The sequence below is a fragment of the Microbacterium aurantiacum genome, assembly GCF_031625015.1.
Classification (GTDB): domain Bacteria; phylum Actinomycetota; class Actinomycetes; order Actinomycetales; family Microbacteriaceae; genus Microbacterium; species Microbacterium aurantiacum.
The window spans coordinates 1,551,628-1,576,242 of sequence record NZ_JAHWXH010000001.1 but is presented as its reverse complement, the minus strand read 5'-3'; the positions used below and the strand labels follow the sequence as shown (position 1 = coordinate 1,576,242).

Sequence of the window (24,615 nt, the reverse complement as noted above, 5' to 3'; positions counted from 1 at the left end):
CCTCGAGCGCCGCACGCCGGACAGGAGCACATGTCATGACCACCGAAGAACGCACGGCCGAGCGCACACCCGTGCGCCGCGCCCCCGGCGCAGCCGGCGCCGCGTTCCCCGCACGCCGCCGCATCCCTTGGGGCTTCTTCGTCAAGATCGCCCTGCTCGCGCTCGTCAACGCCCTCGGCTTGTCGATCGCGCTGGCCGCATTCGCGGCCGAGTCCTGGCTGATCCTCGGCGGCTCGGTCGCCCTCGTCGTGATCGCCGACGTGGTCTACCTCACCAAGCGCGCCCTGCCGATGAAGTACCTGCTGCCGGGCCTGGTGTTCCTGTTCGTCTTCCAGATCTTCATCTTCGGCTACACCGCCTACATCGCCTTCACGAACTACGGCACCGGTCACGCCGGCTCGCAGGAGCAGGCGGTGCAGGCCGCCCTCATCCAGGGTGAGCGTCGCGTGGACGGCGCACCCACCTATCCCCTCGCGGTGGTCGAACGCCTGGGCGAGTACGGCTTCGCCCTCACCGACGACGGCGAGGTGCTGGTCGGCACCGAGACGGAGCCCCTCGCCGAAGTCCCCGGCGCCACGGCCGGCGCCGCGGGCGCGCCGACCGACGTCCCCGGCTGGACGGTCGTCCCGCGCGCCGACGTCCTGACCGATGCGGAGCTCCAGCAGGTCATCGCCGCCCTCCGCGTCCCGGTCAGCGACGACCCCAACGACGGCTCGATCCGCACCCGGGACGGCACGAGCGGCTCCGTCTACACCTCCACCCTCGTGTGGGATGCCGACGCCCAGACGATCACCGACACCTCCACCGGCACCATCTACGAGGCGACCGACCGCGGATCCTTCGTCGCCGCCGACGGAACGGCCCTCCCCGCCGGCTGGTACGTCAACGTCGGGTTCGAGAACTTCGTCCGCGGTTTCACCGACCCGTCGCTGGGCACCCCGCTCATCCAGGTCATGGCGTGGACCTTCGCGTTCGCGATCCTCACCGTCGTGTCCAGCTTCGGGCTCGGCCTGCTGTTCGCGCTGATCTTCAACGATCCGCGCGTGCGCGCGCGCAAATTCCTGCGGATGCTGATCATCCTCCCGTACGCCTTCCCCGCGTTCATGACGGCGCTCCTGTGGCGGGGGATGCTGAACTCGGAGTTCGGCGTCATCAACGACCTGTTCTTCTTCGGTGCCGACATCAACTGGCTCGGCGACCCGTGGCTCGCCCGGTTCGCCGTGCTCTGGGTCAACCTGTGGCTCAGCTACCCGTACTGGTTCCTCGTGTGCACCGGTGCGCTCCAGTCGCTGTCCGGCGACACGATGGAGGCGGCCACGATCGACGGCGCCGGCGCTTGGCGCCGCTTCCGCTCGATCATCCTCCCGCTGCTGCTGGTGTCCACGGCTCCCCTGGCGATCGCGTCGTTCGCCTTCAACTTCAACAACTTCACGATCATCTACATGCTCACCGAGGGCGGGCCGGCCATCCCCGGCGCGGCATCCCGACTCGGTGCGACGGACCTGCTGATCACCGCGATCTACAAGATCTCGGGGGTCTCCGGAGGCGCCGCCGACTACGGGCTGGCCAGCGCCCTGTCGATCATCGTGTTCATCGTCATCGGCGTCGTCTCCGCCGTGGCCTTCCGCCAGACGCGCAAGCTCGAGGAGATCCAGTGATGTCCGCATCCGCCGCCCCCACGGGCACCGTTCGCCGCACCCCCACCAAGCGCAGCCGGTGGTGGGTCGAGGTCGGGTGGAAGTATCCCGTCGCCGTGGTCATCGTGTTCTACGCCGCGTTCCCCCTCATCTACGTCCTCTCGGCGGCGTTCAATCCCCGCGGCAGCCTCGCCGGCAGCAGCGCCCTGTTCACCGCCTTCAGCCTCGACAACTTCGCCGCGCTGGGCGAGACGAGCTACTGGACGTGGGTGGGCAACACGCTGCTCATCGGGAGCGCGGCATCCGTCGGCGCCGTGGTGATGGGAGCCGCCGCCGCCTACGCGTTCTCGCGCTTCCGGTTCCGCGGACGCCGGGCGAGCCTGACCGGGCTCCTCATCATCCAGATGTTCCCGCAGACGGTCGCCTTCATCGCCATCTTCCTTCTGCTCCTCGCTCTCGGAGAGGTCGTCCCCGCCCTCGGGATCAACTCCAAGCTGGCCCTCATCTGCGTGTACCTGGGCGGAGCGCTGGGCGCGAACACCTTCCTCATGTACGGGTTCTTCAACTCCATCCCGCTCGAGATCGACGAATCCGCCAAGATCGACGGCGCGACCCACGCGCAGATCTTCTGGCGCCTCATCATGCCGCTGGTGACCCCCGTCCTGGCGGTCGTGGGCCTCCTCGCCTTCATCGCCGCGTTCGGCGACTTCATCCTCGCCCGCATCGTCCTGACGTCCGAGGACAACTGGACGCTCGCGGTCGGCATGTACCAGTGGGTGTCGAATCAGCTGACGTCGCGATGGGGACTGTTCGCCGCGGGAACGGTGATCGCGGCCCTTCCCGTCCTCGCCCTGTTCCTGTCCCTGCAGCGATTCATCGTCGGCGGCCTCACCCAGGGTGCCGTCAAGGGCTGATCCCACCGAGCCGCCGCGCTCACCCCTCTCGCATCGAAGAAGATCGGAGACAACGCATGTTCCACGCACGCACCCGCGGGGTGATCGCCGTCCTCGCGGCACTCACCCTGGTCGGGAGCCTCGCCGCTCCCGCATCCGCCGCCGAACCGACCGACGGCCCGCCCGTCCCGGCGGGCATCACCGTCGAGAAGGTCGAGAGGATGCCCGACGACTTCATCACCGGCATGGACGTCTCCTCCGTCCTGTCGCTCGAGGCCTCCGGCGTGGTGTTCCGGCGCGCCGATGGAACCCCGGGCGATCTGTTCGAGATCCTCGCGGAGAACGGGGTCAGCGACATCCGCGTCCGGGTGTGGAACGACCCCTTCGACGCGGAAGGACGCGGATACGGCGGCGGGAACGTCGATGTCGCGCGCGCCGTCGAGATCGGCGAGCGCGCGACGGCGGCGGGTCTCCGCCTGCTGGTCGACTTCCACTACTCGGACTTCTGGGCGGACCCGGCCAAGCAGCAGTCGCCGAAGGCGTGGGCGGGACTCGGAGTGTCCGAGAAGGCCGCCGCTGTCGGTACGTTCACCACGGAGGCCCTCCAGCGGTTCGTCGCGGCGGGCGTCGACGTCCGAATGGTGCAGATCGGCAACGAGACCAACGGCATGGTCGCCGGCGTCAGCGGCTGGGCGGGCATGGTCGAGATCTTCTCCGCCGGCTCGGCCGCGGTGCGCAGCGTCCTCCCCGACGCCCTCATCGCCGTCCACTTCACCGATCCGCAGACGCCGGGTCGGTACGCGGGCTACGCGCGCGAGCTGGCGACGCGCGGCGTCGACTACGACGTGTTCGCGTCGTCCTACTACCCGTTCTGGCACGGGTCTCTCACCGACCTCACCGCGGCGCTGCGGGACGTCGCCGACACCCACGGCAAGAAGGTCATGGTCGCCGAAACCTCCTGGGCGCACACGCTCGAGGACGGTGACGGGCACGGCAACGTCATCGATCTTCCCGAGGAGGCCGCGGCCTACCCCGTCAGCGTGCAAGGACAGGCGACGGCGGTGCGCGACGTGATCGACGCCGTCGTCGACGTCGGCGACGCGGGGATCGGCGTCTACTACTGGGAGCCCGCGTGGCTACCGGTGGGCCCTTCCACCGAACTCGAGCAGAACAAGATCCTGTGGGAACGCGACGGATCCGGCTGGGCGACGAGCTTCGCGGGCTCGTATGAACCTCGCGATGCAGGAGAGTACTTCGGCGGGTCCGCCTGGGACAACCAGGCACTGTTCGCCGTCGACGGCACGGCACTCGAGTCGCTGCGCATCTTCGACTACGCCCGGACCGGCGCCGTCGCGCCCCGCGCGGTCTCGGACGTGGAGACGGTGCGCGTCGAGATCGTCGCGGGGGACGAGGCGGTGCTTCCCGGCACCGTGTCCGTGTCGTACAACGACGGGTCCGTCGAAGATCTCCCGGCGACCTGGACCGATCCCCGCGAGTGGGCCGCCGGTCCTGGTGAGTACTCCGTACCAGGCGTGGTCGAGGGTGTCGGCGAGGTGATCGCGACGATCGTGGTGCACGCGCCGAACCTGCTGCAGAACCCGGGGTTCGAGTCGGCGGACACCGGCATGTGGCGCCTGGAGGGAACAGGTGCGACGCTCCGTGCCTGGGACGATCCCCGATCGGGTGAGCGCTCCGTGCACTTCTGGTCGGCGACCGGATCGTCCTTCACGCTCTCGCAGCGGGTGGACGGGCTTCCCGCGGGCACGTACCGGGCCTCGGCCTCGCTCCAGGGCGACGGCGAAGACGCCGAGAGCGTCATGGCGCTCGCGGTCATGTCGCACCCCGACGAGCGGGAGGTGACGGCGGCGTTCACGATGGACGGATGGCGGAACTGGTCGACACCGACCACCGAAGCGGTCACCGTCTACGACGGCGAGGCGGCGACCGTCACCGTCCGCATCGACGTCCCCGCGGGCGCGTGGGGAACCATCGATGACGTCGAGCTTGTGCGTGTCGGCGACGCGGATGCCGCGGCATCCGTCCCTGCGCGCGGAACACTCTCGCACGACAACGGCTGGGACACGGGTCTGCTGGATGGCGACTACACCGTGCGGATGAACCTGTGGTGGGGCGAGAACGGCTCGACCTTCCGGCTCTACGAGAACGGCGTGCTGCTGGAATCGGTGCCCCTCACCTACGCCGGCTCCGCCGCGCAGAGCGCGCGTGTCCCCGTCGAGGGGCGGAAGAACGGCACGTACCGGTACACCGGCGAGATCGTGAACTCCCGCGGCGCCACCGCCGTCGGCGGGACCACCGTCACGGTGAAGGATGCCGCGCCCGGCGTCCCCGCCCTCAGTCACGACAACCACGACCGGGACGGCGGGTACACGGTGTCCGCGAACCTCTGGTGGGGGACGAATGCCACCTCCTACCGGTTCTTCGAGGACGACGTCCTCGTCGCCGAGGGCTTGCTCGAGGCACGGACGCCCGCGGCACAGGTCGCCCGGCTAGACGTCGTCGACGCCCCGCGCGGGCGGCACACGTACCGCGTGGAGTTCGTCAACGCGGCCGGCACGACGGCGAGCAGGTCCGTGACCGTCGTGGTGCGATGAAAGTCACAGAAAGATAACGAGACCCCTTGCCACCGTTACCTCACCGTTATAGAGTGCTTGCACGGTAGTTGTTTTGCTGTGGCAGCTACCGACATGTGATTGCAGGACACTCTTGGTGCAGGGACAAGGGCCGGTCGGACGCCTCTCCGACCGGCCCTTACTCTTGCCCTCACCGACCGGGCGCGATTTCGGCGTCAGACGCCGCCGCCACCTCCACCGCCGCCACCCCCACCTGCTGAGCCACCGCCACTGGATCCACCGGACGTCGACGCGCTCGCGGTCGTCGACAGACTCGAGATCCCTGACGAGAACGCGGCCGCGTTGAAGCCGGTGGTCCCGACATACCACCCGGGCGTACCGGTGCGGTCATAGAGGACAGCAAGACGGTCCGCCCATTCCTTCTCCTGACCGAACACCACCGCGTAGGGAAGAAGCTTCTCGTACAGCACGAGCATCTGACCGGGGTTGTCGGGATCGATCTGGCGCCCCTTGGCATCCACCGCGCGACGCTCCGCCCCCCGGGGCGACTGCAGCATGCGGATCCGATCCGCCTCGGCCCACTCGATGAAGGTCTTGAGTCCCGCCAGGTGATCCCTCGTCTCGGCGCCGACGGATGTCAGAGGTCGACGCGAGACGAGCCCCGCGACGATGAAGACCAGAATGAACGACCCGATGAGGATGGGCACCGTCACGGCCGGCGAGAGGAACGCCTCCAGGGCCAGCACCCCGAAGAGGGTCGCGCCGATCGCCGCGATGATCGACAGGACCATCGGCCACGCCCGCTTCCCGGCGGGGACCGGTCGGCGAAGACCCCGCGTCGTGAGCTCTTTGTCGGCGAGGCTGAGGATCTTCCGCGCCGCCGTGGAGAACCGCGTGTCCGACGAGCCGAACTCGTACTCCGCGCCGGGCACCAGCTGCGGGAAGAGGCCGTCGAGCAGCATCCGCCCGTCGCCGTCCGCGCGAGACGGATCGATCAGCACCGCCTTCAGCTTCACCCCGCTGAACATCTTCTTACCGGCTTCCTCGATGCGGATGCTGCCGACGACCGCCTGCTCGAGCACCTCCGCCGGGATCGCCTTGGCGGTCTTGCCGAGCAGCACCGCACTCTCGAGCGCGTCGATATTGGCGGGCGGGGCGTACTCGGCGATGATCGTCGGACGCCCCGGCGCATCCCGGAGATGGCGACGGCGCACGGCGATCGCCCATCCCAGCGCACCGAGGCCCAGCGCGCCGAACATCGCCTGCAGCCATCCGAGCGGCGAGGCGGCGTAGTTGCCGTCGAACGGCGTGAAGGTGTCGGGTGCGAAGCCGACGGCGATGGTCATCGTCTCGTACGGCGCGAGATCGCTCGCGGAGGCTTCGATGAGCACCGCGCCCAGTTGCCCCGGCTGCACCGAGATGTCGCACGTCTGCGTCGATCCCTGCGTTCCGACGTAGCAGGCCTGATCGCCGGTGAGGGCGTCGGCGAGCTCCGCGGGCACCCGGAGAGTCGCGTTGACCTCGCCGAAGGGCTGCGGCCAGTCGACACCGTTGACGTCCCAGTAGAACTCCTGGACTCCGGTGTCGTCGAAGAAGCGCACCACGTTGTCGAGCGTGTAGGTGAACACGTAGGACTGCTCGCCGCGCACGTAGTCGTCGGCGCGAGAGGTCATCGCGTAGGCGCCGTCGTCGCTGTCGGTCTCGCTCGCGCGGGGGTTCCCCTCTGCATCCGTGATCGAGATCAGCCGAGGATTCAGCGGGGCGCCGAGATAGGAGTCCGGAACGATCCGCCGCATGCCGCGATTCTGGTCGTACTCGGGGAAGCGGGCCACGAAGGTCTCCGCCACGGTCAGGGCGCTCGCGCCGTCCTCACCGCGGCCGATGGAGTAGTCGACATCCATGCTGTCGAACGTGAAGTCGTCGACATCCGTCGACACCGTGCTCACCGGTTCGGCGGATGCCGCACCCGCACCGATCATCCCCGTCGTCGCGGTGAGGGCCGCGGCGATCGCGACCACCCCCGCCGCTCGAGCACCGAAAAGTGACCGAAGTCTGCGCGTCGCCATGCGGCCAGCCTACGGCGAGGCCCTCTCGGCCGTACCCTGGTCTGCATGACTGATCGCCGCCTCGCCATCGACGCCTGGGAAAGCCTCTTCCGGGCGCAGCACGAGGTGTTCCACGAGATCAGCAGCGACTTCGACGACGAGCTCGGCCAGGCCGAGTACGACGTGCTCCTCACCGTCACCCGTGGGCCGGAGATGACCGCGCGCCTCCGCGACGTGACAGCCAACATGCTCATCAGCCAGCCGAGCGTCTCGCGACTCGTCGACCGCATGGTCTCGCGCGGACTGCTGACGAAATGCGCCGATCCCGATGACCGACGCGGCTCGCTCGTCACCGCGACGGATGCCGGAGCCGCCGTCTTCCGACGCGTCGCCTCCGCGCACGGCAAGGCGATCGCGGAACGGATGTCCCCTCTCGACGACGCCGAGCTCGCCCAGCTGCGCGACCTCACGGCGAAGCTCCGTCGCCGGCCCGCGTCGGCCTGACGCCCCCGAACACCGAAGGAGCCCGCCCGCAGGGTGCGGACGGGCTCCTCTCACGGAGTCGGCGAAGCGATCACTGCTCGACGGGCTGCGGACCGTCAGCGCTCTCGTGCGCCTGGATGACGGGGCTCGTGCCGTCGGCCATCACCTCGATCTTCCGGGGCTTGGCCTTCTCGCTCACGGGGATCGTGACGCTCAGGACGCCGTTGCTGTAGTTCGCCGAGATGCGCTCGGTGTCGATGCCCTGGCCGAGGTTGAGCTGGCGCAGGAAGCTCGCCGCCTCGCGCTCGCGCGTGATCCACTTCACGCCGTCGCCGGAGGGCAGCGTGCGCTCGGCACGGATCGTGAGCAGCTGGCCGTCGACGTCGACGTCGACCGAACCGGGGTCGATGCCGGGGAGGTCGGCGGTCAGGACGTAGTGGTCGCCGTCGCGGTAGAGGTCCATCGGCATGCGGCGCGGGCCGCGGCGCGTGTCGAAGAGGCTCGTGGCGAGGCGGTCGAGGTCACGGAAGGGGTCGTACGTGGCCATGGTGTTCTCCTCTCGAATGGTCCAGAGTTGAGTCCACTCGACTCAACTACGATGAGATTAGCACTCTCGGGTGTCGAGTGCCAGATTTTCGCCCTCTCGCTCGCGTTCGCCCTCGGCGAACAGGGCTCCGCGCCGGCGCCCGTTCGAGTGGCAGTTCTCGCCGCCTCATACGCGCCGAGGCGACCATGGCTGCCACTCGAGGCGAGCGAAGGGACAACGGCGCCCCTCCTCCCCAGCGAGCGGCATCGATGCGGTGGGGGCGCACCGCACACAGACACGGGCGCACGGACCCGCGAGACCGGGGTACACGCGGAAGGGTGGGCCGATGCCCGTCGCACCACGCCCCCTGCCCGACGGCCTCGGTCCCGCCTTCTCGTGCGCCGAGGCGCAGGCCGCCGGTGTCACACCTCGGCGCCTTCGCGCGCGGGATCTCTCCGCACCCTTCCGCGGAGTACGAGCCGTGACGGATGCCGAGCCGCCGGCATCCGTCATCGATCCCCTCTGGCGGCAGCGCACGATCCGCGAGCGCACCCGCCGCCTCGCGGTTGCTTACGCCCAGATCATGCCCGCGCACGCGGTGTTCGCCGGGCGGACCGCAGCCGTCCTCCTCGGCGGACCCGTCGATCCGGGCGCCGACCTCGTGGTCGCGGTCCCCGACCCGGTGCGCGCGCCGCGTCGGCGCGGCATCCGCGGTGTGAAGGTCTCTCGCGACCTCGCTCGCATCGCGACGGTCGATGACCTGCCCGTGACAGACCCGCCCTCGACGTGGTCGATGCTCGGCGCCGAACTCGACGTCCGGGAGCTCGTCATCCTCGGCGATGCCTTCGTGCGCGTCCCACGCGACTCAGTCGGATCACAAATGCCGCACGCGCGCCTCGCGACGATCGACGACCTCCGCGCCTCCCTCACTGCCGGCCGCCGCATCGGCGCGCGAAAGCTCCGCACGGCGCTCGAACTCATCCGCGAGGGCAGCGCCTCACCGCTCGAGACCGACTACCGCCTCGATGCTGCTGCGGCGGGCCTTCCTGATGCCGATCTCGACGTCGAGGTTTGCGATCGTCAGGGACGCCTCGTCGGAATCAGCGAGTTCGTCTACCCCACCTACCGCACGATCGTCGAGATCGAGGGAGACCATCACCGCGTGGACCGCGCGCAGTGGGACCGCGACATCGAGAAGTACGCCGCATACTCGGCGCTCGGATGGGAGGTGGTCCGCCTCACCGCGCGGCACGTCCGCCACCGGCGCACCGCGGTTGCGATCGTCGACGATGTGCTCCGACGCCGAGGGTGGGATGGCACGCGCCCGCGATGACGTACGTTCAAGTGGCAGTTCTCGCCGCCTCGCGAACGGGGAGGGGGCGACGACTGCCACATGAACGCGCACGCCGAACTCCGGCGCCCGCGCGTCAGCACTCGATGACGTTGACGGCGAGACCGCCCTCGCTCGTCTCCTTGTACTTCGTCGACATGTCGATACCGGTCTGACGCATGGTCTCCACGACCGCGTCCAGCGAGACGTAGTGACTCCCGTCGCCGCGGAGCGCCAGCCGCGCGGCGGTCACCGCCGTCGAGGCCGCGATGGCGTTCCGCTCGATGCACGGGATCTGCACCAGCCCGCCGACCGGATCGCACGTGAGCCCGAGGTGGTGCTCCATGGCGATCTCGGCCGCATTCTCGATCTGGCGGTTCGTCCCGCCCATGACCGCCGTCAGCCCGCCTGCCGCCATCGCGCACGCCGACCCGACCTCGGCCTGGCACCCGCCCTCGGCGCCCGAGATGGACGCGTTCGCCTTGAAGAGCGATCCGAGCGCCGTCGCGGTCAGCAGGAACCGACGGATGCCGCGCCGCCGGTTCGCGTCGGCCACGGCGTCCTCGTCCGCGAGCTCTCCCTCCCCCGACCGGCCACCGTCGTGCGCACCGAACCCGAGGAGCGCGCTGCCGACGAGCTCGCCGTAGGGCGTCACCGCGTTCCCCGCCCCGAGCCCCGAGTCGGCGAGGAAGCGCCACCAGTACATCGCCACCGCGGGAAGGATCCCGGCGGCCCCGTTGGTCGGCGCCGTCACGACCCGCCCACCGGCCGCGTTCTCCTCGTTCACGGCGAGCGCGAACGCACCGAGCCACTCCCCCGGCAGCTCCCGGTGTCCGCCGGCTTCGGCATCCTCCAGCTGCGCGCGGATCGCCGCCGCCCGCCGGCGGACCCGGAGCATCCCCGGGAGCACCCCGTCGGCGCGGAGCCCCGCCTCGACGCACGACGACATCGCGGCCCAGATCGCGTCGAGGCCTTCAGCGAGCTCCTCCTCGCCGCGCAGTGCCTGCTCGTTGAGCCGTGCCGCCTCCGCGATGCTGATCCCGCGCTCGTCGCACACCGCCAGCAGCTCCTCGGCGCTGGCGAAGTCGAGGGGGAACTCCGCCGCGCGCACCGCGGGCGGCTCCCCGTCGCGGCGGATGAACCCGCCCCCGACGGAGTAGTACGTCTCGTCGCCGACGACCGCGCCGCCGGCATCCGTCGCCCGCAACGTCATGGCGTTGGGGTGCCCCGGCAGGCGGGTGCGCGGAGAGAGGACGACGTCGTCCTTGGAGAAGCGGATGCCGCGCCGCCCGCCGAGCGACAGCTCCGCGTCGTCCGGCCACGTGGTCCACGCTCCGCGCACGAGCGCGGGATCGACGGTCTCGGGCACGTGCCCCTGCAAGCCCGCCACGACCGCGTCGGGGGTGCCGTGGCCGATGCCGGTCGCCCCGAGGGAGCCGTAGAGCTCGCACGTGACGTGGTCGACGCGGTCGAGCACCCCGGCGTCGTCGAGCCGGGAGACGAAGTCGCCGGCCGCCCGCAACGGACCGACCGTATGGGAGCTCGAGGGTCCTACACCGATGGAGAACAGCTCGAACGCCGAGATGTAGGCGCTCATCGCTCCAGGCTATGCGGGGTCCCGCGAATCCGCGCCCCCCAGCGGGCGGGACCCCGCACAGCCGTCCTCAGTCGGCGACGAGCCAGACGGTGCTCTCCCCCGCGGCGCGGCGTCCCTCGGGCGCGACGCTTGCGAGCACGATGCGTCCGGCGTCGCCGAGGTCGTACGGCTCCAAGCCGAAGACCGTGACGATCTCCCATCCGCCCGGGCGCGCGACGCGCAGCACGTCGTCGCGACCGGTGTCAATCCAGGTCAGGTCCTCGGCATCCTGGAGCTCACGCCGCAGGCGCAGCGCCCGGCGGTAGAGGGCGAGGGTGGAGCCCTCGTCCTCTACCTGGCGATCCGCCGCCACCTCGGCGAACCACGCCGGCTGCGGCAGGTGCGCTTGCCCGTCGCCGAATCCGTAGGACGACCCCTCGGCCGACCACGGCAGGGGGACGCGGCATCCGTCGCGACCGATCTCCTCACCCTGGGTCCGGAAGAACGTGGGGTCCTGGCGGTCGGCTGCCGGGATGTCGCCGACCTCGTGGAGACCCAGCTCCTCGCCCTGGTACAGGTAGGCCGAACCGGGCAGCCCCAGCATGAACAGCGTCGCCGCCGTCGCACGCCGGAGGCCGCCGATCCGGTCGAGCTCGGCCTCATCGGCACCGCGCCGCAGCCACGCCGACCCGTGCTTCTCGGCGCCGCGCCCGCGGTGCTCCTCGCCGAGCGGCGGGAGCCCGTAGCGCGTGGCGTGGCGGACCACGTCGTGGTTCGACAGCACCCACGTGCTGGACGATCCGGAGGCCGCGGCGAGCTCGAGGTTGTGCGTGACGACGCGGCGGAACTCGCCCGCGTCGAAGTCGGCCTGCAGCAGCTGGAAGTTGAACGCCTGGCCGAGGCTCTGCGGGTTGGCGTAGCGCGGCACGCGCGCGGCATCCACCCACGCCTCGGCGACGGCGGTGCGCGGCGGGTCGTACTCGTTGAAGACCGCGCGCCACTCGGCGTAGATCTCCTGCACGTCGTCGCGGTCGATGAGGGGGTGGTGCCCGTCGAAGGGCAGCACCTCCAGCTCGGCGCGCGTGGGGAGCGGCTCGCTGAGGTCCTTCGTCAGCATGTGCGCGACATCCACGCGGAAGCCGTCGACACCCCGATCCGACCAGAACCGCAGGGTGCGCAGGAAGTCCTCGCGCACCTCGGGGTGGTCCCAGTTGAAGTCGGGCTGCTCGGGCGCGAAGTTGTGGAAGTACCACTGGCCGTCGGCGACGCGGTGCCACGCCGGCCCGCCGAACACCGATTCCCAGTCGGTCGGGGGCTCCGCGCCGTCCGGCCCCGTCCCTTCGCGGAAGATGTAGCGCTCACGGGCGGCCGACCCGCGCCCGGCGGCGAGCGCCTCCTGGAACCACACGTGCTGGTCAGAGCTGTGGTTCGGCACGATGTCGACGATGACCCGGATGCCGCGGGCGTGGAGCGCGTCGACCAGGGCATCGAAGTCCTCGAGGGTGCCCAGGCGCGGGTCCACGTCGCGGTAGTCGGCGACGTCGTACCCGCCGTCGGCGAGTGCTGAGGGGTAGAACGGGCTCAGCCACACCGCATCGATGCCGAGCTCGGCCAGGTGGTCGGCGCGGGAGATCAGTCCCGGCAGGTCGCCGATGCCGTCGCCGTCCGCGTCGGCGAAGCTGCGCGGGTAGACCTGGTAGACCACGGCCTGGCGCCACCAGGTCTCGGTCTCGTCGGCGGCGATGCGGGGGTGCGCGGGGGCGAGCGTGTTCACGAGGGGAGAATGCCTTTCTTTCGAGCGAGGGGTGTGGACGGTTCGGACGGAGAGTGCGGGGCGGGCCGGTCAGCCCTTGACCGCCCCCTGGGTGACGCCCTCCATCACCCAGCGCTGGGTGAAGAGGTAGACGATGATCGCGGGCGCCATCGCCATCAGGTACGAGGCGAACGAGACGTTGTAGTTGTTGCTGAACTGGGTCTGGAAGATGCTCTGGACCACCGGCAGCGTCTGGATCGCCGGGTCCGAGATGATCAGCGACGGCATCATGAAGTCGTTCCAGGAGGCGAGGAAGGCGAAGATGCCGACCGTCGCGCTCATCGGCGCGAGCAGCGGGAAGGTCAGGCGCCAGAACGTCTGCCACGTCGAGGCGCCGTCGATGCGGGCGGCCTCCTCGAGCTCGGCCGGGATCGACCGCAGGAACGCCGTGAACAGCAGGATGCTGAAGCTCAGCTGGAACATGATGTGGAGGATCGTGACCCCCACCGGGTTGTCGAGCCCCGCGAGCCCCGTCAGCTGGATCTGCGGGAGCGCCAGCACCGGGAACGGGATGAACATCGCCGCGAGCAGGTAGAAGAACGACCACCGGAACAGGCGCTTGTCCCAGTTGCGCGAGATGGCGAAGGAGGCCCACGCGGCGAGGATGATCGTTCCGGCCACGGTGAAGGCGGTGATGAGCACCGAGACGGTGAAGGCCGCGGGAAAGTTCGTCAGCGTCCAGGCGGTGACGAACCCGTCCAGGCTGAACGGTGCGGGCAGCGCGAAGGCGTTGCCGTCCACGGCCTGCCCCTGCGTCTTGAACGCCATCGAGACGGTGACGTAGAGCGGGATGATGACGGTGATGGCGCAGAGGATCAGGACGATCGTGAGCGGCCAGCTGCCGCGGTCGCGACCTCCGCTCCGGCGGGGCCGGCGGGGGCTGCCGCCCTCGAGGACCCGGGTGGCGTCGACGTCTTCGACGACGAGGGCGGGTTGCATGACGGACATCAGAGGGCGTTCCTTCCACGGGCGATGCGCAGCTGCACCAGGGAGATGACGATGATGATGACGAAGAAGAAGGCCGCGTTGGCCATCTGGTAGGCATAGTCGCCGCCGGTGAATCCGGTGACGATCGTCATGGCGATCGAACGGGTCGCCGTGCCCGGTCCGCCGTTGGTGAGGCCCACGATGATGTCGTAGGCGTTGAGGAAGTTCTTGAAGCCGAGGATGACGTTGATGACGACGTACCCGGCCACGAGCGGCAGCGTGATCCGCAGGAGCTGCTGACGCTTGGAGGCTCCGTCGATGTCGGCGGCTTCGTAGACGTCGCCGGGGATGGAGAGGAGCCCGGCGATGTAGATCAGCAGCGTTCCGGGGATCGCCTGCCACGCGGTGACGAGCACGATCGCCAGCCAGGCCAGGTCGGCGTTGGCGAGGATGCTCTCGCTCAGCCACGGGATGCCGAGCGCCTGGCCGGCGGAGGGCACGGAGGTCGAGAAGAGGAAGTTGAAGACGTAGGCGATGATGATGCCCGAGACCACCATCGGAATGACGAATACCGTACGGAGCCCGGTCTTCAGGCGGATCTTCGAGGTGAGCCCCACCGCGAGGAGGAAAGCGACGACGTTGACCACGAGCACGGTCACCGCGGCGAACCCGAACGTGAACAGGTAGCTCTGCAGCACAGCGGGGTCGGAGAAGAGGGCGATGTAGTTGATCAGGCCGATGAACTCCCACTCCCCGAACCCGATGGAGTTGGTGAAGCTGAAGAAGATCCCGATGATCGCCGGCAGGGTGATGGCAAGCGTGAAGATGATCAGGCTCGGCAGCAGGAACAGGTAGTAGATCGGCTCGACCCGGCGCCGGGATCGGCGGGGGACGGCCGCGGCGCGGCCCGCGGGTGGCGCCGTGACGGTGGCGGTGGTGGTGGCCATGAGGTGTCGACTCCTTCGTCTGGTGAGGCCGTCTATTGCCGGAGGGCCAGGCGCGCCCAGTCGGCGTCCATGGTCGCGAGCGTGGATTCGGGATTCGCGCCGAGGACGATGCCCTGGAGGTAGTTCTCGGCGGGGATCGTGAGCGGGATCGCCTTCGAGGCGCCCTGGTAGAACCGCGCCTCGTCGAAGTACTCCTTCATGCCGAGGATGCGGGGATCGGTCACGGGCGCGGCGTCCACGGTCGTGCCGTACCCGAGTTGCGCGGCGTTGTAGGCGTCCATCACCTCGGGCCGGAAGAGGTAGGCGAGGAACTCCCGTGCTCCCTCCTGGTTGCGCGAGGCTTCCGGGATCCACGCCGCGAGGTCGATGTTGACGCGCACCTCGAGGTCGTCGGGGTCGTCGGTCATCGGGAGCGGGAAGGTCCCGAGCTCCAGGTCCGGCGAGGTCTTGGCGATCTCGCCGAAGGCCCACGGGCCCTGGAAGTACATCGCCGCCTGGCCCTGCGCGAATGCGAGGTTCCCGTCGCCGTAGCCCCGGCTGGCGGCATCCGCATTGGTGTACTCGTCCGCGAGGAGGGTCATCCGCTCGACGGGATCGAGGAGGGTCTTCTGGAACGACACCTCCGAGTCGGGACCGACGTCCGTACCCTCGGCGTTCAGCGCGTCGTAGAACTCCGCGACGTCGACGGCACCGCCGACGGTGTAGTCGAAGGATCCCTGCGCGACCGTCCACGGGTCTTTGAAGGTGCCGTATATCGGGGTGATCCCGGCCTCGGTGAGGGCGTCGCACACGGCGATGAACTCGTCCCACGTCTGCGGGACCTCCAGGCCCTGCTCGGCGAAGATCTCCTTGTTGTAGATGACGGATGCCGCCATCACCGAGTACGGCAGGACGCTGGTGCGCCCGGGATAGGTCGCGTACTGGTCGACGAGGTCCTGCACCTCGGGCCGGATGCGCTCGGCCTCCGGCATGTCGGAGAGGTCGCTGAGCGCACCGCGCTCCATGAAGCGCGCCATCTCCATGTTGTAGTTCAGCAGCCCGAGGTCCGGCGGGTTGCCGCGGAGGAAGCCGGCCTGCAGGTTACTGGAGCTGTCGAGGATCACCTCGACGTCGTCCTGGGAGGCGTTGTACTCGCGGATGAGGTCGCGGAAGTACGGAATCGCCTCGGGCTTGCTGAGGTGGAACCGCACAACCTCGGGGCCGGAGGCTCCGGCGCAGCCGGCGAGCAGCGCACCGGCGATCGCGGTCGCGAGCACGGATGCCGCGGTGCGCCGCATCCGGGTGCGCTGGGGTGGGTGGGATCGGTCGAGCACGTCGTTGTCCTTCCGAGGGCCGTTTTGATGCGGGTATTATATTTTTTCTCCGAATCAATGTGACGTGGACAATAATGCAGGAGAAGGACGGGGAGGTCAAGGGCATGTCCGACATCGATGCGACAGGGGTCCCTCGCGCGGCTCGCGCCTCCGTCGAGACCGTCCTCACCGCCGTGTGGGACGACGAGACCTTCACCAGCAACGACGTGATGCCCCGCGTCGGGCTCACCCGATCGACGACGATCGAGGCCATCGACGAACTCATCCGCTACGGCGTGGTCGAAGAGCTCCCCAACGCCCGCGTCGGCGGCGACTACCGCAAGGGACGCCCGGCGCGTCGGTTCGCGTTCCGACCGGACGCGGCATCCGTCGTCGGCGTGGATGCCGGCAGGACGCACGTCATCGCCACCGTGGCCGACCTGCGCGGGCGCCCACTCACCCGCGTGTCGCGGGAGCTCACCACCGACCTCGACGATCCCGTCCGGCGCCAGGACGTCGTGGCCGCCGTCATCGACGAGGCTCTGGCCGACGCCGGGATCGCCCGCGAGCACGTCGTGGCGGTGTGCGTGGGCGTGCCCGCACCCGTCGACGCCGACGGACGTTCGCCCGCGCGGCACAACGACTTCTGGTACCGGATGAATCCCGATCTCGCCGACACCGCGGCGCCGTGGGCACCGCTCGTACGCGTGGAGAACGACGCCTCCCTCGCCGCCGTCGCCGAGAGTGTCCACGGCGCGGCGGTCGGATGCCGGAACTTCGTGGCGATCCTCGCCGGCGACCGCCTCGGATCCGGCGTCGTGATCGACGGCCACCTCCTCCGCGGCGCCCACGGCGGTGCGGGCGAGCTCATCCCCTTCGATCACGTCACGGGCGTCGGCAGCGTCGACGGGATCGGCGTCCACGTGGCTACGTGGGCCCGCCAGGCCGCGGAGCAGGGGCGCATCGGTTCGCGCAGCCGCCTCGCCGGGCTGCCGCCCTCGGAGCTCACCGCACCCGCCGTGTTCGCCGCGGCGCGGGAGGGCGACCCGGACGCCCTCGACATCATCGCCCGCTCGGCGCGGGTCATCACGCGGATCGCGTCCGTGTTCGGCGGCTTCTTCGATCCCGAGCGCATCATCTTCTGCGGCGCCGTCGCCGAGAGCATCGAGTCCGCACTCGTGCCCGCGCGGACGATGATCCAGAGCGAGATGCACCTCCCCGCACCGGACCTCGTCGCCTCCCCGCTCGGCGCGGACGTGGTGGCCGCCGGCGCGGTCGCCGCGGCCACGGAGTCCGCCCGCACCCACCTGCTCGCCTTCGCCTCCACCCCCCTGACCGCACCGTCGCGCTAGCATCGCGGCGACAGGAGAACCATGACCCACCTCGCCACCGACGTCGACGTCGACCGCACCGCCGCCCTCGCCGCGGCGGAAGACCTCGCCGGCACTCTGGATCCCGCGTTCCGTCGACGCTTCGACGCGCACTTCCCGACCCTGCACGGACTCTTCCGCCGCCTGTACGGCGAGCGCCCCGACGCGCAGGAGCAGCTGAGCGCCGTGGTCGCGGAGGCGGCCGCGTCCTGGGGCGCGCGCCCGCTCGAGCTGAAGGCGCTGGATGAGCGACGCGAAGAGGATCCGGAGTGGTTCCAGTCCGAACGCATGCTCGGCGGCGTCTGCTACGTCGACCGGTACGCGGGGTCGCTCGCCGGCATCCGCGAGAAGATCCCCTACTTCCAGGAGCTGGGGCTGACCTACTTGCACCTGATGCCGCTCTTCGACAGCCCCGAGGGCAACAGCGACGGCGGCTACGCGGTGTCGAGCTACCGGCGCGTGAACCCGGCCCTCGGCACGATGGAGGAGCTCACCGAGCTCGCCGCCGAACTGCGGCTCGCCGGAATCTCCCTCGTGGTGGATTTCATCTTCAACCACACCTCGAACGAGCACGAGTGGGCACGGAAGGCGATCGCCGGCGAACCCGGGTACGAAGACTTCTACCTGATCTTCCCCGACCGCGAGATGCCGGACGCGTACGAGCAGACCGTCCGCGAGATCTTCCCCGACGACCACCCCGGCGCTTTCGTGCAGCTGGAGGACGGCCGGTGGATCTGGGCGACGTTCTACCACTTCCAGTGGGATCTGAACTACGCCAATCCCGCCGTCTTCCGTGCGATGGCGGGCGAGATGCTCTTCCTCGCCAACCGCGGCGTCGAGATCCTGCGGATGGACGCCGTCGCCTTCATCTGGAAGCAGCTCGGCACCACGTGCGAGTCGCTCCCCGAGGCGCACTTGCTCCTCCAGGCGTTCAACGAGGTGCTCCGGATGGCGGCTCCGAGCCTGCTGTTCAAGTCCGAGGCGATCGTCCACCCGGACGAGGTGATCCAGTACATCTCCCCCGGCGAATGCCAGATCTCGTACAACCCGCTGCAGATGGCGCTCACGTGGGAGGCCCTGGCGACCCGGGACGCCCGCCTCCTGCAGCAGGCGCTGGAGCGGCGTCATGCCCTGCCCGACGGCACCGCGTGGGTCAACTACGTCCGCAATCACGACGACATCGGCTGGACCTTCGCCGACGAGGATGCCGCCGAGCTCGGCATCGACGGGTTCGGCCACCGCCGGTTCCTCAACGACTTCTACGTCGGCCGCTTCCCGGGCACGTTCGCGCGGGGCGTGCCGTTCCAGGAGAACCCCAAGACCGGTGACGCGCGCGTGACCGGCACCACCGCTTCCCTCGCCGGGATCGAGGCCGGGGACGCCGGCGGGATCGACCGCGTCATCCTCGCGCACGCGATCGCGATGTCGACGGGTGGGATCCCGCTGCTGTACCTCGGCGACGAGGTCGCCCAGCTCAACGACTACGGGTTCCGCGACGACCCCGCGACCGCCGACGACAGCCGGTGGGTGAACCGTCCGGCCTACCCGGCCGACCGCTACGCCGAGAGCGCGGACCCGACCACGACCGCGGGCAAGGTGTTCGCGCGGATGGCCGAGCTGGTGCGGGTGCGCGCGGCCACGCCGGAACTGGCCGGCAACGCCCTGGTGGGCTTCGACGCGCATCTTCCCTCGGTGCTGGGATTCCAGCGCCGCGGCGAGGAGGAGGGTGCGTCGGTCGTCCTGGTGCTCGCCAATGTCGGCGACGACCTCGTCCTCGTCGACCCGCTGACGTTGAGCGGGTTCCTGCCGGAGGCGTGGGACCTGATCGGTCTGGAGATGCGCGACCTCACGCAGGGTCTCGCCCTCCCGCCGCACGGCTTCGTGTGGCTGCGGGTGATCCCCGCCCACGCCTGAGCGGGACGGGGATCACCGGCCGCGAGCAGCCGTGAGGGTCAGACCGCGACGGTCTTCTTCCGGCGTGACGTGCGGGTCTCCTCCTCCTCCACCTCCAGGGCGGTGAAGGCGTCGATACCGGCCTCGGCGGCGGCGGCATCCGTCACCTCCGGACGACGCGGCCACCAGAACTTGTCGCCCGTCCGGAACGCCAGCGCCGGCACGATCACCGTCCGCACGAGGAGGGTGTCGATGAGCACGCCGATGCAGACGATGATGCCGATCTGGGTGAGGGTGATCAGCGGCAGCACGCCGAGCACGGCGAAGACCGCCGCGAGCAGGATGCCGGCGCTCGTGATCACCGCACCGGTGGCGGCGAGCGCGCGGATCATGCCCTGGGTCGTCCCCCGCGTGCGCGCCTCCTCCTGAGCGCGCGTGACGAGGAAGATGCTGTAGTCCACCCCGAGCGCCACGAGGAACAGGAAGCTGAACAGCAGCACGTTGGTGTCGATCGCGGGGAAGCCGAACAGCGGCGTCTGGAACAGCCACCAGCTGGCACCGACGGCCGAGAAGAAGCTCGCCACCACGGCCAGCAGCAGGAGGATCGGCGCGACGAACCCGCGGAGCAGGATCACCAGCACGATGAACACCAGCACCAGGATCAGCGGAATCACCAGCGCCTGGTCGCGGGCCTGGGCGTCGGCGACGTCGAGGGCGCGGGCGTCGAGACCGCCGACGAGCCCCTCGCCGGAGCCGACGTCGTCCAGCGCCGCCCGCATCCGCTCCACGGTCGCCAGCGCCTCCTCGGTCTCCGCCGAAGACGACAGGGTCACGTCGATGCGCGCGATGTCGTCGTTCTGCTCGCCGACCGTGGCACTGTCGACTCCGTCGATGTCGGCGAGCGCCGCGGCGGCCTCGTCGGCCTCGTCGACGGGCACCACCACCACCGAGGGCGACGTGGACCCGGCCGAGAACGCCTCGGCGAGCACCTCCTGACCGACGACGGCCTCGGGCTTCTGGAGGAACCGGTCGTTCTGCGACAAGCCGGTCTGCACGAAGAAGACACCGCTGGCGAGGATGCCGAGCAGGACGAACCCGCTCGTTGCCACGACGACGGGGCGACGGGCGACCGCGCGGCCGAGCTTGCCCCACGGGCTGCGTGACAGCGCGTCGGCCGAACCGAAGCGCGGGATGTAGGGCCAGAAGATCCAGCGCCCGAAGAGGACGAGCGCGGCCGGCAGAACGAAGAGCGCGAAGATCATCGCGACCACGATCCCGACGGCGCACGCGAGACCCAGCGCCCGGTTGCCCGACAGCTCACCGAACAGGAGGGTCGCAAGGGCCAGTGCCACCGTCGAGCCGCTCGCGATGATCGCGGGACCGGCACCGCGGAGCGCCCTGCGCATCGCGGCGCGCCGGTCGGCGTAGCTGCGCAGCTCGTCGCGGTATCGGGCGATGAGCAGCAGGGCGTAGTTCGTGCCCGCACCGAAGACGAGCACCGACAGGATCCCGGTGGTGGAGGCATCCAGCTGGATTCCGACCGCGGACGCCACCCGGGCGGCGACGATGCCCGCCAGGACGTCCGAGACACCCACGACGATCAGCGGGACGATCCACAGCGTGGGGCTCCGGTAGGTCACGAGCAGGAGGATCGCCACGACGATGACGGTCGTGAGGATCAGGGTGAAGTCGGCGCCTTCGAAGACCGCGGCGATGTCGACCTCGAAGCCCTCGGCGCCGGTGAAGTACACCGTGACCCCGTCGAGGTCCGTCGCGGCCGCGGCCCGGATCTCGGCGGCCCGCTCGGACTGCTCGCCGACGGTCGGGAGGGGCTCCAGCGGCACCACGACGAGGGCGACCGTGCCGTCATCGGACACCTGCGCCGGCGGGACGAACCCCTCCGGGGTGAACTCCGCCAGCTCTCCCATCGCGTTCTGGGTGATCTGGCCGAGCTGCTCCTCCGTCAGCTCCTCCCCGCCGCCGGAGAAGACCAGGAGCGCCGAGGTGGTGTCGGCGCTCGGCAGCTCCTCCAGGAGCGCGTCGACCTGACGGGACTCGGCTGTGTCGGGCAGACCGACCGGCGGCGCGGTGTCGCCGTCCGAGCCGGAGCCCAGGGCGAAGATCCCCCCGGCCGCGGCGACGGCGAGGATCAGGACGATCCAAGATGTTCGGGCGGAGGTGATGAAGCGGAGCAGAGCGGCCATGACGACTCCTCGGGAGGGAATGAAGGGGGGTGCGGGTGCGGGCGTCGAGCTGATCAGATCACAAAGTAGTTAGATTGCCTAGATACTAGCCGAGCGATCATACATGCGGGTACGATTTCCGCATGGATGCCCCCCTTCCCCCCGCGGGCGCAGCCGCGGGCATGATGCCGCGGCGTCCGACCGTCCTTCTGCGCGAACTGATCCAGACCTCGGCCGACTTCGAGGCCGCCTTCGGCGAAGAGCTCTCCGTCAACGCCACCGACCTCGACGCGATGGAGCACCTCCTGCAGGAGGGACCGCTCGGCCCGAGCGAGCTCGCCCGCCGGCTCGGGATCACCACCGCGGCGATGACCACCGCGGTCGATCGCCTGGTCGACCTCGGACACGTCACCCGGGAGCCTCACCCGTCGGATCGCCGCGCCGTGCGCGTGGTCCCGACGGACTCGTCCCGAGCCAAGGCGATGTCGATCCTCATGCCGATGGTGCGCGGGCTGGATGCCGAGCTCGACCACTTCGACGAGGACGAGCAGCGGATCATCACCGAGTACCTCGAGCGGATCCTCACCGCGTATCGGGCGCACACCCCTGAGCCTTCGCGGGCACGCCGCGTCCGCTGACCGGAAGAGCCGGGCGGGAAAGAAAGAAGCCCCACCGGCGAACCGGCGGGGCTTTCTCACTGTCTCAACACAGTGTGCGCCCGAAGGGACTCGAACCCCTAACCTTCTGATCCGTAGTCAGATGCTCTATCCATTGAGCTACGGGCGCCCGGCCCTCGATCTCCCGCGGGCCAGCGACCAGAATACATGACCCCCGCCGCCCTCGCGAATCGACGCCGTTCAGTCGGGCGCGTCGCCGGCGGCCTCCGCCGCGGCTGCCGTGACGTGTCGGCGATGAGCGGCGAGTCGCGGCAGATCCACGAGGCGGAGGGACTGCATCCGCGCCGCGCGCATGCGCTCGTAGTCGGGGTCGAGGTCCGGTCGCATGCCCTCGACGGTGAGCCGTCGCTGCAGGTTCGCTTCGACGTCTCCCCAGGCCGCATCCCGCGCATGCTCGACGAGCTCGCGGACGGCCTCCGGGTCCTCAGCGCGGCGCCGGAGCTCCTTGGCGACGCCGACGTACTGCCGTCGGCGCTTCCGCAGATTGCGGGTGTCGCGGTCGCGGTAGTCGTGCGTGCCGTCCGGATCGCTGAACCGACCCCACGCCTTCTTCGCCTGACGCCGCGCGAGGTCACCCGCCTGTTGCTGCTCGTCGGCGAGGGCGATCAGCGTGTCGTGGGCGAACGGCGCGAAGGCGGCCGGATCGAACGGCGCACCGTGCGCGATCGTCTCGACGAGGATGTGGTTGCGCACCGTCAGCCGGGCGGCGGCCGTCGCGATGGCGACGCCTTCCGCGATCGCGTCCGCTGTCTTGCCCATGCGACCTCGCGCCTCCTCCGTCTAGAGAAGGCTATCCGAGAGCCGGGCTCGACGGCCGCCCGCTCAGACTGTGCGTATCAAGCCGCCGACATCCGTGCAACCCCCCGGAATCGACCACCTCCGCGGTTAGCGTCGAAGACACAATCCTTCGAGAGGAGCGGTTCATGGGATTCATGGAAGACGCCAAGAAGACGGCCGAGGCCGTCGGTGAGAAGATCTCGGACGACTGGGACAAGACCACGGACCGACTCAGCGACAAGGCCGACGAGATGAAGGCCGACGCCGAAGTGAGGAAGGCTGAAGCGGAGGTCGACAAGGCTGAAGCAGAACGGGACTCGGTGCACACGCGCAACGAGATCCGGGAAGAACTCCGCGACTGACACGCGGACCTGTCGCGGCGACCCCGCGACGACTCAATCGGGGGGCCTCGGAGAATACTCCGGGGCCTTCTATGTTCCTCCCATCCGATCCCCCGACGGCTCCGAACAGAGAAGGAGCGCGCCCTCTCCCTCCCCGCCTGGGGCGAGGTGGACGGACGGTGCTCAGCCGCCTGGGGTGCGGCAACGCTCGGGCTCGCCCATCAGCGGAGGAGGCGGGGACGGCGGGACATCGTCTGGGGAGGATGTCCGCCGACCCTCCTCCGCGGGGCGGGCCCGAGTCGTCTTCGGACCGCGGCCGGGGCCTCAGGCGATGGCGGCGATGGTCCAGGATGCCGAGACCTCGGCACCGGGCTCGATGACGATGAGGCCGGCGTCGAAGTCGTAGCGATCGGCGTTGAAGGCGTCGGGTGCACACGTCATCGGTTCGACCGCGAGACCGAGCCGCGAGTCCTCCGGACGCGGCTTGTCGGCCGTGTGGATCTGCACCCATGGGCACGCGGCGTCCCAGCTCATCTGCACACCGTGTCCGGCGGCATCCGTGAGCCGCACGGCGGCGATCCCGTCGTCGTCACGCGTCAGAGCGGTGTAGGCGTGGTCGATCTCGACCGTGCCGATCGTGCGCTTCCGGCGGAAGTCGAACCGGTCGGCATCGACGTCGACGCTCTCGAGCGATGTCGGGATGAGACGGTCCTCGGTCACGGCGAGCACCTGAGCGGCCGGGAGCTCGAGGGTCCAGTCATCGACCGTCCCCGCGCCCGCCACCAGGTACGGGTGAGGTCCGGTCCCCCACGGGGCGGCCTCGTCGCCGTCGTTGCGCGCCGTGACCGTCTGGGTGAGCCCGTCGGGCCCGAGCACGAACGTCGTCGTGACGACGATCCGCCACGGGTAGCCCGTCTGGGCCGGGATCACCTGGGCCAGAGTGACGTGGTCGGATCCCTTGTCGATGGCTTCGTAGTCCAGCCACGCGGCGAGGCCGTGCAGGGCGTGTCCGCGAGCCGGCTCGGTGAGGGCGAGACGACGCTCCTCCCCGCCGAAGGTGTACGTTCCGTCGACGACGCGGTTGGGCCAGGGTGCCAGCGTCGCACCCCGGTAGGACGGGCGCACCTCGTCCGCGTCGAAGGGCACGACCAGGTCGCGCCCGGCGAGGGTCAGCGAGCGCAGGGTCGCCCCGACGCTGGAGATGATCGCCTCGTAGTCGCCGGAGCGGAGGGAGTGCTGGATGCCGGACAGGGGCGTACGGGCCATGAGTGGGTGATCCTCGGGTCGGGTGAAGGGGGATGTATCTGACGTTTC

Annotated in this window: 19 protein-coding genes and 1 tRNA gene; 9 read left to right on the top strand and 11 right to left on the bottom strand. The window is 69.8% G+C overall.

All coding sequences use genetic code 11. The features are described from left to right. The first annotated feature begins 35 nt into the window (after positions 1-35). The 3 genes from KZC50_RS07275 to KZC50_RS07265 are packed head-to-tail and all read left to right on the top strand — an operon-like array spanning position 36 to position 5,142. Positions 36-1,658 (top strand): ABC transporter permease subunit, encoded by a 1,623-nt coding sequence (locus tag KZC50_RS07275; RefSeq protein WP_310891192.1) that lies wholly within the window; start codon positions 36-38, stop codon positions 1,656-1,658. Further along, positions 1,658-2,551, top strand: a complete 894-nt coding sequence (locus tag KZC50_RS07270; RefSeq protein ID WP_236967351.1) for a sugar ABC transporter permease — start codon at positions 1,658-1,660, stop codon at positions 2,549-2,551. The genes KZC50_RS07275 and KZC50_RS07270 overlap by 1 nt, the downstream gene beginning before the upstream one ends. Positions 2,552-2,607: 56 nt before the next feature. Then, positions 2,608-5,142, top strand: coding sequence for a glycosyl hydrolase 53 family protein (locus tag KZC50_RS07265; RefSeq protein ID WP_310891191.1), 2,535 nt, complete (start codon positions 2,608-2,610; stop codon positions 5,140-5,142). A 194-nt stretch (positions 5,143-5,336) separates the two neighbouring features. Here KZC50_RS07265 and KZC50_RS07260 read toward each other — a convergent pair whose 3' ends face one another. After that, the gene (locus tag KZC50_RS07260) at positions 5,337-7,187 is read right to left on the bottom strand and encodes a DUF2207 domain-containing protein (protein WP_310891190.1); all 1,851 of its coding nucleotides are present in this window, start codon (positions 7,185-7,187) and stop codon (positions 5,337-5,339) included. Between the two features lie 45 nt (positions 7,188-7,232). On the opposite strand from KZC50_RS07260, the gene KZC50_RS07255 reads away from it, so the two are divergent. Continuing rightward, positions 7,233-7,670: a MarR family winged helix-turn-helix transcriptional regulator gene (locus tag KZC50_RS07255; protein ID WP_310891189.1), complete on the top strand. Its 438-nt coding sequence runs from the start codon at positions 7,233-7,235 to the stop codon at positions 7,668-7,670. Positions 7,671-7,740: 70 nt separating this feature from the next. Here the strand turns inward: KZC50_RS07255 and KZC50_RS07250 are convergent, their stop codons facing one another. Then, positions 7,741-8,196 carry an Hsp20/alpha crystallin family protein gene (locus KZC50_RS07250; RefSeq protein ID WP_053548833.1) on the bottom strand — a complete coding sequence of 152 codons (456 nt, stop codon included), beginning with the start codon at positions 8,194-8,196 and terminating at the stop codon, positions 7,741-7,743. Positions 8,197-8,521: 325 nt separating this feature from the next. On the opposite strand from KZC50_RS07250, the gene KZC50_RS07245 reads away from it, so the two are divergent. Beyond that, entirely contained in the window at positions 8,522-9,508 is a 987-nt protein-coding gene (locus KZC50_RS07245; RefSeq protein ID WP_310891188.1) for a hypothetical protein, read from the top strand. A 94-nt stretch (positions 9,509-9,602) separates the two neighbouring features. Here the strand turns inward: KZC50_RS07245 and KZC50_RS07240 are convergent, their stop codons facing one another. From KZC50_RS07240 to KZC50_RS07220, 5 genes are all read right to left on the bottom strand, one after another. Continuing rightward, positions 9,603-11,102, bottom strand: coding sequence for an L-serine ammonia-lyase, iron-sulfur-dependent, subunit alpha (locus KZC50_RS07240; RefSeq protein ID WP_310891187.1), 1,500 nt, complete (start codon positions 11,100-11,102; stop codon positions 9,603-9,605). A gap of 67 nt (positions 11,103-11,169) precedes the next feature. Then, a complete protein-coding gene (locus KZC50_RS07235) occupies positions 11,170-12,855 on the bottom strand; it encodes a glycoside hydrolase family 13 protein (protein ID WP_310891186.1) in 1,686 nt (561 codons plus the stop codon). A 69-nt stretch (positions 12,856-12,924) separates the two neighbouring features. Continuing rightward, a complete protein-coding gene (locus KZC50_RS07230; RefSeq protein ID WP_375294588.1) occupies positions 12,925-13,833 on the bottom strand; it encodes a carbohydrate ABC transporter permease in 909 nt (302 codons plus the stop codon). Between the two features lie 8 nt (positions 13,834-13,841). Further along, positions 13,842-14,768 carry a carbohydrate ABC transporter permease gene (locus KZC50_RS07225; protein WP_310891184.1) on the bottom strand — a complete coding sequence of 309 codons (927 nt, stop codon included), beginning with the start codon at positions 14,766-14,768 and terminating at the stop codon, positions 13,842-13,844. 32 nt (positions 14,769-14,800) lie between these two features. Next, positions 14,801-16,045, bottom strand: a complete 1,245-nt coding sequence (locus KZC50_RS07220; RefSeq protein WP_310891547.1) for an ABC transporter substrate-binding protein — start codon at positions 16,043-16,045, stop codon at positions 14,801-14,803. Positions 16,046-16,185: 140 nt separating this feature from the next. On the opposite strand from KZC50_RS07220, the gene KZC50_RS07215 reads away from it, so the two are divergent. Then, positions 16,186-17,412 (top strand): ROK family protein, encoded by a 1,227-nt coding sequence (locus KZC50_RS07215; protein ID WP_310891183.1) that lies wholly within the window; start codon positions 16,186-16,188, stop codon positions 17,410-17,412. Positions 17,413-17,433: 21 nt separating this feature from the next. After that, positions 17,434-19,344 carry an amylosucrase gene (locus KZC50_RS07210; RefSeq protein ID WP_310891182.1) on the top strand — a complete coding sequence of 637 codons (1,911 nt, stop codon included), beginning with the start codon at positions 17,434-17,436 and terminating at the stop codon, positions 19,342-19,344. Positions 19,345-19,382: 38 nt separating this feature from the next. On the opposite strand, the gene KZC50_RS07205 is transcribed toward KZC50_RS07210, so the two are convergent. Continuing rightward, a complete protein-coding gene (locus tag KZC50_RS07205; RefSeq protein ID WP_310891181.1) occupies positions 19,383-21,527 on the bottom strand; it encodes an MMPL family transporter in 2,145 nt (714 codons plus the stop codon). A 122-nt stretch (positions 21,528-21,649) separates the two neighbouring features. Between KZC50_RS07205 and KZC50_RS07200 the strand changes: the two genes are divergently transcribed. Beyond that, a complete protein-coding gene (locus tag KZC50_RS07200) occupies positions 21,650-22,144 on the top strand; it encodes a MarR family winged helix-turn-helix transcriptional regulator (RefSeq protein WP_236967342.1) in 495 nt (164 codons plus the stop codon). A 75-nt stretch (positions 22,145-22,219) separates the two neighbouring features. On the opposite strand, the gene KZC50_RS07195 is transcribed toward KZC50_RS07200, so the two are convergent. Both KZC50_RS07195 and KZC50_RS07190 read right to left on the bottom strand, forming a co-directional pair. Then, positions 22,220-22,292, bottom strand: a tRNA-Arg gene (locus tag KZC50_RS07195). Between the two features lie 71 nt (positions 22,293-22,363). Then, positions 22,364-22,942, bottom strand: a complete 579-nt coding sequence (locus KZC50_RS07190; protein ID WP_236967341.1) for an asparagine synthase — start codon at positions 22,940-22,942, stop codon at positions 22,364-22,366. A 173-nt stretch (positions 22,943-23,115) separates the two neighbouring features. On the opposite strand from KZC50_RS07190, the gene KZC50_RS07185 reads away from it, so the two are divergent. Continuing rightward, positions 23,116-23,322: a hypothetical protein gene (locus KZC50_RS07185; RefSeq protein WP_231718052.1), complete on the top strand. Its 207-nt coding sequence runs from the start codon at positions 23,116-23,118 to the stop codon at positions 23,320-23,322. A 303-nt stretch (positions 23,323-23,625) separates the two neighbouring features. On the opposite strand, the gene KZC50_RS07180 is transcribed toward KZC50_RS07185, so the two are convergent. Beyond that, positions 23,626-24,567, bottom strand: a complete 942-nt coding sequence (locus KZC50_RS07180) for an aldose 1-epimerase family protein (RefSeq protein WP_236967340.1) — start codon at positions 24,565-24,567, stop codon at positions 23,626-23,628. Between the last annotated feature and the right edge of the window lie 48 nt (positions 24,568-24,615).